This is a genomic window from Provencibacterium massiliense (assembly GCF_900169495.1).
In the GTDB taxonomy this organism is placed as follows: domain Bacteria; phylum Bacillota; class Clostridia; order Oscillospirales; family Ruminococcaceae; genus Harryflintia; species Harryflintia acetispora.
Genome location: NZ_FWCH01000012.1, coordinates 588,822 through 601,984, shown reverse-complemented (window position 1 = coordinate 601,984; position 13,163 = coordinate 588,822). Strand labels below are relative to the sequence as shown.

Annotated in this window: 9 protein-coding genes and 1 other annotated feature (1 of these 10 only partly in view); of the genes, 6 read left to right on the top strand and 3 right to left on the bottom strand. The window is 60.9% G+C overall.

All coding sequences use genetic code 11. From position 1 onward, the window contains the following. Positions 1-169 (bottom strand) — a binding site (T-box leader); it reaches 83 nt to the left of the window's first position. Between the two features lie 60 nt (positions 170-229). Next, positions 230-1,417: a FumA C-terminus/TtdB family hydratase beta subunit gene (locus tag B5477_RS15455; RefSeq protein ID WP_117507604.1), complete on the bottom strand. Its 1,188-nt coding sequence runs from the start codon at positions 1,415-1,417 to the stop codon at positions 230-232. Positions 1,418-1,501: 84 nt separating this feature from the next. Beyond that, positions 1,502-2,293, bottom strand: a complete 792-nt coding sequence (locus tag B5477_RS07970) for a hypothetical protein (protein ID WP_079699182.1) — start codon at positions 2,291-2,293, stop codon at positions 1,502-1,504. Between the two features lie 449 nt (positions 2,294-2,742). Here B5477_RS07970 and B5477_RS07965 point away from each other — a divergent pair, with 449 nt between their 5' ends. Genes B5477_RS07965 through B5477_RS07955 form a run of 3 tightly spaced genes read left to right on the top strand, consistent with a single transcriptional unit; the run spans position 2,743 to position 7,519 of the window. Beyond that, on the top strand, positions 2,743-5,700 hold the full coding sequence (locus B5477_RS07965; RefSeq protein WP_079699181.1) for an acyl-CoA dehydratase activase: 2,958 nt from the start codon (positions 2,743-2,745) through the stop codon (positions 5,698-5,700). Positions 5,701-5,705: 5 nt separating this feature from the next. Continuing rightward, a complete protein-coding gene (locus B5477_RS07960; RefSeq protein WP_423241247.1) occupies positions 5,706-7,028 on the top strand; it encodes a 2-hydroxyglutaryl-CoA dehydratase in 1,323 nt (440 codons plus the stop codon). Next, entirely contained in the window at positions 7,025-7,519 is a 495-nt protein-coding gene (locus B5477_RS07955) for a GNAT family N-acetyltransferase (protein ID WP_079699179.1), read from the top strand. Before B5477_RS07960 ends, B5477_RS07955 begins: the two co-directional genes overlap by 4 nt. 57 nt (positions 7,520-7,576) lie before the next feature. On the opposite strand, the gene sigG is transcribed toward B5477_RS07955, so the two are convergent. Beyond that, positions 7,577-8,347 (bottom strand): RNA polymerase sporulation sigma factor SigG, encoded by a 771-nt coding sequence (gene sigG / locus B5477_RS07950; RefSeq protein ID WP_117507606.1) that lies wholly within the window; start codon positions 8,345-8,347, stop codon positions 7,577-7,579. A gap of 158 nt (positions 8,348-8,505) precedes the next feature. Between sigG and B5477_RS07945 the strand changes: the two genes are divergently transcribed. The 3 genes from B5477_RS07945 to B5477_RS07935 all read left to right on the top strand — a co-directional run bounded on the left by B5477_RS07945 (position 8,506) and on the right by B5477_RS07935 (position 13,118). Then, positions 8,506-10,254 (top strand): sigma-54-dependent Fis family transcriptional regulator, encoded by a 1,749-nt coding sequence (locus B5477_RS07945; RefSeq protein ID WP_079699177.1) that lies wholly within the window; start codon positions 8,506-8,508, stop codon positions 10,252-10,254. 404 nt (positions 10,255-10,658) lie between these two features. Continuing rightward, a complete protein-coding gene (gene dpaL / locus B5477_RS07940; RefSeq protein ID WP_079699176.1) occupies positions 10,659-11,870 on the top strand; it encodes a diaminopropionate ammonia-lyase in 1,212 nt (403 codons plus the stop codon). 39 nt (positions 11,871-11,909) lie between these two features. Beyond that, a complete protein-coding gene (locus tag B5477_RS07935) occupies positions 11,910-13,118 on the top strand; it encodes a YgeY family selenium metabolism-linked hydrolase (RefSeq protein WP_079699175.1) in 1,209 nt (402 codons plus the stop codon). The last annotated feature ends 45 nt before the right edge of the window (positions 13,119-13,163 follow it).

Sequence of the window (13,163 nt, the reverse complement as noted above, 5' to 3'; positions counted from 1 at the left end):
CAACAAACTCCAGACTTGTAACGCTGTCTTTGCGGGGACGCCTACTGCCTGTGTTCAGCGCCCGGCTCCAAGGTGATCGGCATGGCGGACCGCTCCGCGCCGGCTTGCACCAACCGCCGGCTCTCTGTGGCGGGCCTCTGTCCGCGGCCATCCTTTTCCTCGCCTTTATGCTGTTAAATTGTGATTATCATAACGCACTTGGCAGCCGCTGTCAAGGGGAAAGGAGAAATTATTGGCGCGGCAGCAGAAAGTCCCGGATTTCGTTTGGCGCGAAGACAATCCTGTCCGCGCCCGCTTGCCGAAGCTCCCGCGCGCCCCGGAAGCCCCAGTCGACCCCGATGACATAGAGCCCCGCATTATGCCCGGTCTGCACGTCCACGTCGCTGTCCCCGATGTAGACGGCGCGCTCCGGCCCGGTCCCCGCCAAGCGCAGCACCTCATGCACCGCGGTGGGGTCAGGCTTGCGCGGGACCCCCTCCCGCTTGCCGAAGGCGGCAAAAAAGGTATCGGGAAAAAGCTGCTCCACCATTTTTTCCGTAAAGGGATGGGGCTTGTTGGAGAGCACCGCAAGCTTGATTCCGGCCCCCCTGAGGGCGGCGAGCATCCGCCGCACACCCTCATAGGGCGCGGAATGGCGGAGATAGCACTCCTCATAATAGCGGTCGAACAGACCGTTGAGACGGACCAGCGTCTCCTCGTCCCTGTGCCCCTCGGGCAGGATGCGCTCCATCAGCTTCTTGACCCCGCTGCCGACGAAATAGCGGTACTCCCCGAGCGAATGCTGCGGGTATCCCAGGTCCCCCAGCGCCCGGTTGCAGGCGTCGGCGAGGTCCTGTAACGTGTCGGCCAGCGTCCCATCCAGATCGAAGACGGCGAGCTCATAGTCCCCGCCGGTGTTAAAAATCTGCCCGCCGAAGCTGTCCGCCGCGACGATCAGAGGGAAATCTTCCACTTCCAGCCGTTTGATGGACTCACAGCCCAGGTCCTCGAAGGCGATTACCTCACAGGAGCGCACGCATTTGGCCGCCAGCGCCCCGGCGCCGCCCATGGCGCACAGGTAGAGCCCGCCATTTTTTCGCACCGCCTCGTAGACTGCCGGCGAGCGCTCCCCCTTGCCGATGGTGGCGAGCAGCCCGAGATCCATCAACCGCGGGGTAAACGGGTCCATGCGCGAGGAGGTCGTCGGCCCGCAGGAGCCGATAGGGCTCCCCTCCCGCGCGGCGGTCGGCCCCGCGAAGTAGATCACCGCATCCCGCAGCGGGAAGGGGGAGCGCTCGCCCCCCTCGAGAAGTTCCATAATCCTTTTGTGCGCGGCGTCCCGCGCCGTGTAGATCGTCCCGGACAGGAGGATCCTATCGCCTGCGCGCAGCTCCTTTGCCGCCGCGCGCAGGTTGTCCACCGATATGCTTTGAATCACTGTTTGCCCACCTTTTAGAAACCTGCTGTGTCAGCGAAGTGAACCCCTTTTTACAAAGCCGCTTTGTTTCTGTTATGCCGCGGTTCAGCCTTGATAGGGTTGCGTAAAAAAATCGGGATTCTCCATCCTTCTGGGCTCATATCCAGCGCCCGCCGGCGCCTGCTGGGAAGGCGCCTGATAGGGCTCTTCATAGGCCGGCTCGCCGGAATCGGTATTCCCGGCGCTGATATAAAGATGCCCCTCGGCCTCCTTGATCGCCAGGTCGATGGCCGACATCTTGTCGTCCAGCCCCTGCAGCGTCTCGGCCGCGAAGGAGCGCAGCCGGTAAATATCATTTTTAAATTCATCAACCCGCTTGTTGATGTCATAGATATTATCGATCGATTCCTTGGCGATCTGCTCGGCCTGGCTGCGCGCGCGGGAAACGATGTCGTCGGCCTGCTTCTGCGCTTCGAGCATGACCGCGCCCACCTGGGCGGTGACCTCGTCGTAGCGGCGGCTCTTCTCCTCTCCCTGATGCAAAGCCCCCTGCAGCTGGTTGACCCGCTCGCAGGCCTGCGCGAGCTGGCTTTCAAGCTCGGCAATGCGCGCATCCTTGCCCGCCTGGGAGGCGCTGAGCTGCTCCTCGCGCTTTTGAAGGGCCTCCTCGCGCTCGTTCACGGCCTCGTCCTTCTTGGAGAGCTGCTCCTCGAGCGAGGTGACCTTCACCTGCAACTCGGCCAGCTGGCTGCTCATCAGATCGCGGGAGGAGGACGCCTCGTCCGCCTGCCTTTGCAGCTCGGCCTCGCGCTCCTGGGACTTAGAGATCAGCTCGTCGATATAGGTCAAAACGGACTGCTTGTCGAATCCGCCGAATGCGGCTGTTTTAAATTCCAAAACGATACCTCCTAAACACTGTACCTTCATGATATGATAGGGCAAGGAACCGTTATGCCAACGCGAAGCGCATGGGATACCGGCCATTTAAAAGATGGGAGCGCCATTTGGCACAGCCATTGTGCTCATTATACCATAATTTGAGGGCGAATCAAACACAATATTTTGGATTCCCGCCGCTTTTTGGAGAATCGGGCAGCGAATTGTAAACATTCTGTCGGCGGCGATTGACTGGCGGCGGATTTTGTATTATAGTTACTAATGTATACTGTTTTATTCCAGATTCAATTTTCGGCCTTTTCCGCGTTGGAATTTCCCTCTTGCACCAGTCGGTTTTCCTGCCGCCGGGCCTGAAATATCTGTGATGCCACTTCACTTTACACAAATGGACAATCCCCATTCCCAAGCGGTTTTCCGCTTTGCCGAATCCGGGTCCCGGGAGGTTTCACATGCACTACAAAATTGGTATCGATATTGGTTCCACCACGCTCAAGTGCGTCGTGCTCGACGAGAGCGACAACATTCTTTACAAGAGCTATGAGCGGCATATGTCCCGCGTGCGGCAGCTGACGCTGGAAAAATTTGTCGAACTTGAGGAGCTGCTGCGGGGGAACGAGCTCAAGGTTTCCATCACCGGCTCGGCGGGGCTGGGCGTCTCGGACAAGAGCGGGCTGCCCTTCGTGCAGGAGGTGTTCGCCACCTCGCAGGCGGCCAAGGTCTACTATCCGCAGACCGACGTGGTGATCGAGCTCGGGGGCGAGGACGCCAAAATCCTCTTTTTGCAAGGTACGCCCGAGGAGCGTATGAACAGCACCTGCGCGGGCGGCACCGGCTCCTTCATCGACCAGATGGCCGCGCTGCTGGCGGTGGACGTTGGGGAGCTCGACCGGCTGAGCCTGCGGCACACCTGCCTCTACCCTATCGCCTCGCGCTGCGGGGTGTTCGCCAAGACCGACATCCAGCCGCTGATCAACCAGGGGGCCCAGAAGGAGGACCTAGCGGCCTCCATCTTCCAGGCGGTGGTGGATCAGACCATCGCGGGACTTGCCCAGGGGCGGCCGATCGTGGGGAACGTGCTCTTTCTGGGCGGGCCGCTCGCCTTTTTGCAGGGGCTGCGCCAGCGCTTCGTCGAGACCTTGAAGCTGGACGAGCGCTCCGCGATCTTCACGCCCCTCGCGCAGTACTTCGTGGCGCTCGGCGCTGCCATCTACGCCGGCGGGCTCCCCCAGAGCTTTTGCTACGGGGACCTGATCGCCGCCATGGAGCGCGCGCTGAAGGCTCCCAGCGAGTCGCGCGGGCTGCCTCCCCTCTTTGAAAGCGATGCGGAATACGAGGCCTTCCAAAAACGGCACCAGAGCGCGAAGGTCGACAGCGTTGACCTCGCCGAGTACTGCGGCGGGGTCTATATCGGGATCGACGCCGGGTCCACCACCACCAAGCTGGCGGTGATCGATGAGCGGGACAACCTGCTCTACAGCCACTATTGCCGCAACAACGGCAACCCGCTCGAGGTGGTGCTGCAGGAGCTGGGTACCATCTATTTCCTGGGAAAGGACCGGATCAAGGTACTCGGCAGTGCGGTCACCGGCTACGGCGAGGAGCTGATGCTCGGCGCCTTCGACGTGGACGAGGGCGTGGTCGAGACGGTGGCGCACTACACCGCCGCGCGGCACTTTAACCCCGACGTCAGCTTTATCATCGACATCGGCGGGCAGGACATGAAGTGCTTCCATATCAAGGACGGGGCCATCGACAGCATATTGCTCAACGAGGCCTGCTCCTCGGGCTGCGGCTCCTTTATTGAGACCTTTGCGAATTCGATGGGCTACCCCATCGAGGAATTCGCCCGGCTCGGGCTGTTCGCCAAGGCCCCGGTGGATTTGGGGACGCGCTGCACCGTCTTTATGAACTCCTCGGTCAAGCAGGCCCAGAAGGACGGCGCGCCGGTCGAGGACATCTCGGCGGGGCTGAGTATCAGCGTGGTCAAGAACGCGCTTTATAAGGTCATCCGGGTGCACAGCGCCGACGAGCTGGGCGAGAATATCGTGGTACAGGGCGGCACCTTCTTAAACGACTCGGTGCTGCGCAGCTTTGAAAAGGAGCTGGGCCACGATGTCGTGCGCCCCCAGATTGCCGGGCTGATGGGCGCCTATGGCGCGGCCCTGATCGCCAAGGAACGCTCGAAGGGACAGAGCACCATCAGCACCCGGGAGGAGCTCGAACAGTTCACCCACACAAGCGTCCCGGTCACCTGCAAGCGCTGCACCAACCATTGCCGCCTGACCATCAACACCTTTCCCGGCGGGCGCAAGTTCATCTCCGGCAACAAGTGCGAGCGCCCGGTCACGGGTGAGAAGGGCGCCGACCTGCCCAACCTCTATCAGTTCAAGTACGGGCTGCTCACCTCCCTGCCCAGGTTCCCGAATAAACGGGGCACCATGGGGATTCCCCTGGCGCTCAATATGTACGAAAACCTGCCGTTCTGGAACACCTTTTTCGGGCGCCTCGGCTTTGAGGTGGTCGTTTCGGATTCCTCCACCCGCAAGCTCTATTCCAGCGGGCAGCACACCATCCCCTCGGACACCGTCTGCTTCCCGGCCAAGGTGACCCACGGGCACATCCAGAACCTGATCGGCAAGGGGGTCGACTCGATCTTCTATCCCTGCATGTCCTACAACTTCGACGAGGGGATGAGCGACAACTGCTACAATTGCCCGGTGGTCGCCTATTACCCCGAGGTCATCTTCGCCAACATGTCGGTACCGCCCAACATCCGCTTCCTCTATCCTTATATCAGCCTCAACGACCGGGATTTCTTTGTAAAACGGATCACCGGAGTGCTGCGCGAATACTGGCCGGACATCGGCAAACGCGCTGTCGCAGACGCGGCCACAGCTGCCTATGACGCGCTGGAAGCCCACCACAACGCCATCCGCGAGGAGGGGCTGCGGGCCATCCAGTACGCTAAGGACCACCGCCGCAAGACCATCATCCTCTCGGGGCGGCCCTACCACATCGACCCGCTGATCAACCACGGGATCGACAACCTGATCGCCTCGCTCGGCTTCGTCATCCTCTCGGAGGACAGCGTGCCCGCCCTGCCCGAATACCACCGGGTCAACGTGCTCAACCAGTGGACCTACCACGCCAGGATGTACAACGCCGCCAGGCAGTGTGTAGGCATGCCGGACACCGAGATGGTCCAGCTGGTCTCCTTCGGCTGCGGGCTGGACGCCATCACCACCGACGAGGTGCGCGAGCTGCTGCGCCACGGCGGCAAGCTCTATACCCAGATCAAGATCGATGAAATCAACAATCTCGGCGCCGTCAAGATCCGCCTGCGCAGCCTGCAAGCGGCGATGAACGGGCGGGCGGAGGAATCCAGGCTCCCCACCGGAAAGGCATGAAACGCATGAACAACGAATATACCGAATACACCGTACCAAAGCCGGAATTTACCCCTGAAATGAAGGCCACCCACACCATCCTGGTGCCGATGATGCTTCCCATCCACTTCGAGATGCTCTGCGAGGTGCTGCGCCAGGAGGGCTACAAGGTCGAGCTGCTGCGCACCAACCATCGCCAGATCGTGGACGAGGGATTAAAGAGCGTGCACAACGACACCTGCTACCCGGCGCTGCTGGTCATCGGGCAGATGATGGACGCGCTCAAGAGCGGGAAGTACGATCTCAATAAAGTGGCTCTGCTCATCACCCAGACCGGCGGCGGCTGCCGCGCCTCCAACTATTTGAGCTTGCTGCGCAAGGCGCTCGCCAACGCCGGGCTTTCGCACGTCCCGGTCATTTCGATCAACTTTACGGGGCTCGAGGAGAACAGCGGTTTTAAAATCAGCCTGCGCGCGCTGGTCAAATGCGCCTTCGCGCTGACCTATGGCGACATGATCATGTGGGTGCGCAACCAGGTGCGCCCCTACGAGCGCCATCCCGACGAGACCCAGCGGGTGGTGGAGGAATGGACCCGCGAGCTGACGGGGCAGTTTCGCTCCCCCCGCTTCTTCTTCGTCAAACGCAATTATAGGCGCATCCTGCGCGACTTCGCCGCCATCGAGCAGGTGAAGCGCGAGCCGATCCGGGTCGGGATCGTCGGTGAAATCTATATGAAATACGCGGCGCTCGGCAACAATTCTCTCGAGGACTTTCTCGTCTCCCAGGGGGCCGAGCCCGTCGTCTCGGGGGTGAGCGACTTCATGCTCTACTGCCTGCGCAACGGGGTCTTCGACAACCGCCTCTACGGCACCAACCCGCGCGGGAAGCTGATCTGGCGGGTGGCGGGCGGATATCTCCTCAGCCGCCAAAAGCAGATGATCGCCGCCATCAAGGAGCATGGAGCCTTTCGCGCCCCCACCGCCTTTACCGAGCTCGAAAAACTGGTCGAGGGCTACATCGGCACCGGCGCCAAGATGGGCGAGGGGTGGCTGCTCACCAGCGAGATGCTCGAGCTGATCCACAGCGGGGTCAACAACATCGTCTGCACCCAGCCCTTCGGCTGCCTGCCCAACCACATCGTGGCCAAGGGGATGATCCGCAAGATCAAGGAGCACCATCCGCAGGCGAACATCGTCGCGGTGGACTACGACCCGGGCGCCAGCCGGATCAACCAGGAAAACCGGATCAAGCTGATGCTCGCCATCGCCCACCAGCAAGCCGAAGAGGAAAAGAGCGGGCCTACCCCCTCTCCCGCCGCGCCGCAGGAGGAGCGGGTGATGGCGGGATGACCATCCGCCCGGCGGGGATTGTTGACATCCCCGCGCTCAGCCTGATCCACGCGCGCAGCTGGAAGGAGGCTTACCGCGGGATGGTGCCGCAGGAATACCTCGACAGCCTCTCGGACGACCGCTGGGAGCCCATGCTGCGCGCCTGGCTCGCGGCGGGCAACCACGCGCTGATGCTGTTGGAAGACGGGCTCCCTGTCGGCTGCTGTACCTATGGCGCCGCCAGGGAGGAACGCTTTGCCGGCTGGGGCGAGATCGTCTCCCTCTACCTGCTGCCCGGCTATATCGGCCGCGGCTATGGACAGGCCCTGTTGCAGGCTGTGTTGCAGGATATGGAAAAAATTGGGTATCAAAAAATTACCCTTTGGGTGTTGCGGGAAAACCGGCGCGCCCGTCGCTTCTACCGCAAAAATGGGTTCGCCCAAAACGGAGAGCGCTGCCACAGCGAGGCGGGAGGCAAACAGCTGACCGAGCTGCGGTACGTCAGAGGATAATCGGAAAAGCAAACGCCCGGGCCGCCATACGCGGCCCGGGCATTTTTGTAGCTGATATCAAAGCTGGTTCTTGATCCTGTCCAGCGCGCCCTTCTCCAGTCTTGAGACCTGCGCCTGGGAAATGCCGATCTCCTGAGCCACGTCCATCTGGGTCTTGCCCTGGAAGAAGCGGCAGTAGAGGATTTTCTTCTCCCGCTCGCCCAGCCCCGTGATCGCCTCTTTGAGCGAAATCTCGTCCAGCCAGTCGGTCTGATCCCCTTGGTCTCCCACCTGGTCCATCACATAGATGGTGTCCCCGCCGTCTGAAAAGACCGGCTCATAGAGGGAGACCGGGTCCACGATGGATTCCAGCGCCAGCACCACGTCGCACTTGGGGCAGCCCATCTCCTTTGCAATCTCCTCGATGGTCGGCTCCCGGCTGTGCTCAGCAATGAACTGCTCCTTGACGATCATCGCCCGGTAGGCGGTGTCCCGCATCGAGCGGCTCACCCGGATGGGATTGTTGTCCCGCAGATACCGCCGAATTTCACCCAGAATCATCGGCACGCCGTAGGTGGAAAATTTGACCATCTGGTTGGGGTCGAAGTTGTCGATCGCCTTGATCAGCCCCACGCATCCGACCTGGAACAGGTCGTCCAGGTTTTCCCCGCGGTTGGTGAACTTCTGCACCACGCTGAGCACCAGGCGCAGGTTCCCGGCGATCAGCTCCTCCCTCGCCTGGTTGTCCCCCTCGCGTACACGCTTTAAAAGCTCGATCTTTTCCTTCTCCTTGAGCACCTTGAGCTTGGAGGTATTGACCCCGCAGATCTCCACCTTGTTTGTGTACACCGCAACCATCCCCTTTTCTTTTACGCTAGGAGTATGGCCGCCGGTTTTGGGGGTCATTCAGCTTTTCGCCACTTGGCAATAGTTACTAGCTGCCGCTCGCTTCGCGGCATTTTTTGTGTTATACTAATGAAAATCGTCGATTATGGGAGGGATTCGGGTTGGCCGAGCTTCTGCGCAATATCCAGGATACCGTGGCGCGGTACGCCGCCATCATCTCCAGGGTGCTGGATGTGAGCGTCGAAATCGTGGATGGAAACCTGTTCCGCTTGGCGGGGACGGGGATGTTCGCGCCCGGCGTCAACCGGGACATGTCCTCGGAGGGCTTCGTCTACCGGCATGTGCTGCAGACGCGCAAGCGCCAGGTCATCTCGGACCCGGGAAACGACCCGCTCTGCACGCACTGCCAGCACCAAAACCACTGCCTCGAAAAATTTGAGATTTCCACCCCCATCCTCTGCGATGGGCAGGTGATCGGGATCATCGGGCTCGCCTGCCAGAACGAAGAGGAGAAGCTGCGCCTGGAAAGGAAGCTTGACGACTATCTCGACTTCCTCGACCAAATCTCCGACTTCATCGGGATCAAGGCGCACGAGCAGCTCGAGGCCGCCCACAACCGGGCGATGATCAGCATGCTCGACAGCGTGATCAACAAGGTGGACCAGGGGGTGCTGATCCTCGGCGAGGAGGGCGAGATTACCACCTTCAATGAGAGCGCCCGCCAGCAGCTCCATCTGGGAGGCGGGCTGCTCGGGCGTCCGGTGGGGATCGCCTTCACCGGCGACACGCTGGGCAACGCCAAGGAATACAAGCTCGCCATCGACGGGACCAGCCGCACGGTCATGGGAGAAATCTTCTCGATCGGCGGCAGCGACCCGCATTATGCGACCGTGCTGCTCTTCACCGACAGCAAAAAGCTGCACTCCCAGCTGTATGAGATGACCTCCACCGTCTCTTCACTCGGCTGCCAGCACATCATCGGCACCAGCGAACAGATCGTCCAGCTCAAGCTGGACATCCACAAGGTCGCCCGCTCGAGCTCCACCGTGCTGATCACCGGCGAGAGCGGCACCGGCAAGGAGCTGGTCGCCACCGCCATCTGGCAGGATTCGGAGCGCAAAAACCAGCGCTTCGTTGCCATCAACTGCGCCGCCATCCCCGAGAGCCTCTTGGAGAGCGAGCTTTTCGGCTACGTCAAGGGAGCCTTTACCGGGGCGGATCCGAACGGGAAGATCGGCAAGTTCGAGCTGGCCCAGGGCGGGGTGATCTTCCTCGACGAGATCGGCGACATGCCGCTCCATCTCCAGGTAAAGCTGCTGCGGGTGATCCAGGAGCGCAAGCTCATGCGGATCGGCTCCAACCAGGTCATCCCGGTCAACGTACGGATCATCGCCGCCACCAACAAGGACCTGCGCCAGATGATCGAGGAAAGGAAGTTCCGCGAGGACCTATACTACCGCCTCAACGTCATCCCCCTGCATATCCCTCCGCTGCGGGAGCGCAAGGAGGACATCGGCTCCCTGGTGCAGTTCTTCATCGAGCGGTACGTCCGGCTGTTCGACAAATACTACGCGGGGATCGACGAGCAGACCATGTGGTATCTGCGCGAGCACCGCTGGGCCGGGAACATCCGGGAGCTGGAAAACGCCGTCGAGTTCATGGTCAACATGATGGAGGAGGACGGCAGACTCACCGTCTCCACCCTGCCCAAGGAAATCCGCGAGGCGGTCGGTTCCGGGCAGAACCGCTCCCCGGACGTCATGACCCTGCGCGAGCTTGAGCGGCGGGAGATCGCCAAGGCCTTGCAGCGCCACCCGGCGACAACCGAAGGGAAGCGGAAGGCGGCGAAGGAGCTGGGGATCAGTGTGGCGACCCTTTATCGCAAGCTGGAGCAGGAGGAGAACCTTTAGCTTTTGTGTGGATATTCTATTTTTCTCAGATTGAGAATCGTTTTTTGTCTGTTATTTCAGTTTCCCCGTATCCCGAGGCTCAATCAAGCCAGTTGAACTATTTTTTCTCAAAATTAGAAAGTTTCTAAGATTGAGAAAATAAAAATTGGGTATTTATTTTTGTCCCGGATTAAAAATGCAACTTTCTTTGTGGAGAATCGTCAAAGCCGCCGCGTACGGCTTGGCGGTTCTCCACAATCTTTTTTTGTTTTCTTTCACCTGGCACGATATTTGCAATATAAAAGGGTGAGGCCCTTTCCGAGAGCATTCATAAGGGCGCAGAATCAATCCCCGGCCTGAAGAAAGCAGGCGCGCCCTTTGGGCCGGGACCGACGATTTATCATTCATGAAAGGATACGATCGATATGACCGAAAACTTCAAATGCGTGAGCCTGCAACGAAAGCCGGGGGAAAAATATCCGCTCGACTTCCTGGGCGAGGCCTCCGCCGAGCGGGTCCACAGCTTTCACAAGAGCTTCGACGCCTACTCCCCCACCCCGCTGCGGGAGCTGCAAGGCCTGGCCGGGCAGCTGGGGCTCAAGAGCTTCTACCTCAAGGACGAGAGCTACCGCTTCGGGCTCAACGCCTTCAAGGTGCTCGGCGGCTCCTACGCCATCGGCCAATATATCGCAAACCGCCTGGGCGAGGATATTTTTGCCCTTCCCTACCGGCGGATGATTTCGGACGAGGTGCGCGCCAGGCTCGGCGAAATCACCTTCGTCACCGCCACCGACGGCAACCACGGCCGGGGCGTCGCCTGGACGGCGAACCAGCTTCACCAGCGCTCGGTGGTGCTCATGCCCAAGGGCTCGGCGCCCGAGCGCCTGCATAATATCCGGGCTGAAGGGGCCGACGCCTCGATCACCGACCTCAACTACGACGAGGCGGTCCGCCTGGCCAACCAAATGGCCGAAGAAAACGGCTGGGTGATGGTGCAGGATACCGCCTGGGAGGGCTATACCGACATCCCGACCTGGATCATGCAGGGCTATACCACCATGGCCTACGAGGCGCACCAACAGCTGGAACTCATTGGCGAAAAACCCACCCACATCTTCCTGCAGGCGGGCGTCGGGTCTTTGGCGGGCGCGGTGTGCGGGTTCTTCTCCTCCCTATACGGCGAGGAGCGGCCGATCATCACCATCGTGGAGCCAAACCAGGCCGACTGCCTCTACCGCACGGCCGAAGCCGGCGACGGGAAGCTGCGCTTCGTCACCGGGGACATGGACACCATCATGGCGGGGTTGGCCTGCGGCGAGCCCTGCACCATCGGCTGGAATGTGCTGCGCGACTGGGCGGACAACTTCGTCTCCTGCCCCGATTATGTCGCCGCCAAGGGGATGCGCACCCTGGGCAACCCGGTGGGGGAAGACAGCCGGGTAGTCTCGGGCGAGAGCGGCGCGGTCACCACCGGACTGGTGGCCGCCCTGATGGGCGACCCCGAGCTTCGGTGGCTCAAGGAAAAGCTAAAGCTCGATGAAAGCTCCCGGGTGCTCTGCTTCAGCACCGAGGGCGACACCGACAAAGAGAACTACCGCCAGATTGTCTGGGACGGGAAATATCCCAGCTTCCATTGATCACAGAGCCTAATTTAACTTAAATAAGGAGGAACAAGCATGGTAGACTTCAAAGAAATTATGGGCATGGCGGAGAAATACCAGCCCGAGATTTCAAAATTCCTGCGGGACATCGTGGCCATCCAGAGCTTCGACGGGCACGAGGGCGACGTGATCCTGCGGATCAAGGAAGAGATGGAGCATGTCGGCTTCGACAAGGTCCAGATCGACCCGATGGGGAACATCCTGGGCTACGTCGGGCACGGCAAGCACGTCATCGCCATGGATGCGCACATCGACACCGTGACCTACGGCGACATCAAAAACTGGAAGTTCGATCCCTTTAAAGGCTACGAGGACGACGAGTGCATAGGGGGCCTCGGCAGCAGCGATCAGAAGGGCGGCATGGCGGCCATGGTCTACGCGGCCAAGATCATCAAGGACCTGGGGCTCGAGGGCGACTACACCCTGGTGGTCGTCGGCAGCGTACAGGAGGAGGACTGCGACGGGCTGTGCTGGCAGTACATCATCGAGCAGGACCACCTGACCCCCGAGTTCGCGGTCATCACCGAGCCCTGCAACGGCAACATCCGCCAGGGCCAGCGCGGGCGGATGGAGATCAAGGTCACCACCCACGGCATCAGCTGCCACGGCTCCGCGCCCGAACGCGGGGTGAACGCCGTCTACAAGATGGCCCCCATCATCAAGGCGATCGAGCGGCTCAACACCGAAATGACCGACGACGGGGTCCTGGGCAAGGGCTCGGTCACCATCTCGGAAATCTCCTCAACCTCCCCCTCCCGCTGCGCGGTGGCGGACAGCTGCTGGATTTCCCTGGACCGCCGGCTCAATTCGGCCGAGCCGCCCGAGCTCGCCATGCAGCAGATCAAGGACCTGCCCGAGGTCAAGGAGGCCGGGGCCGACGTCGAGCTGTACACCTATGAGGAAGCCTCCTATACCGGGCTCGTCTATCCGACCGAGAAGTTCTATCCGGCCTGGGTGATCGACAAGGAAGAGCCCGCCTGCAAGACGGCGGTGGACGCCTACCGCGGCCTGTTTGAAAGCGAGCCGGTGGTCGCCCCCTGGATCTTCTCCACCAACGGCGTGGCCATCATGGGCCGGCACAAAATCCCCTGTATCGGCTTCGGGCCGGGTCATGAGGAGGAAGCACACTTCCCCAACGAGAAGACCTGGAAGAAGGAGCTGGTGCGCGCCTGCGCCATGTACGCGGCGATCCCCTCCATCTATGTGGAAAAATACGCGAAGTAATACGGCGGCACAAAATAAGAGGTGACAAAACCGGCGCCCATGCGG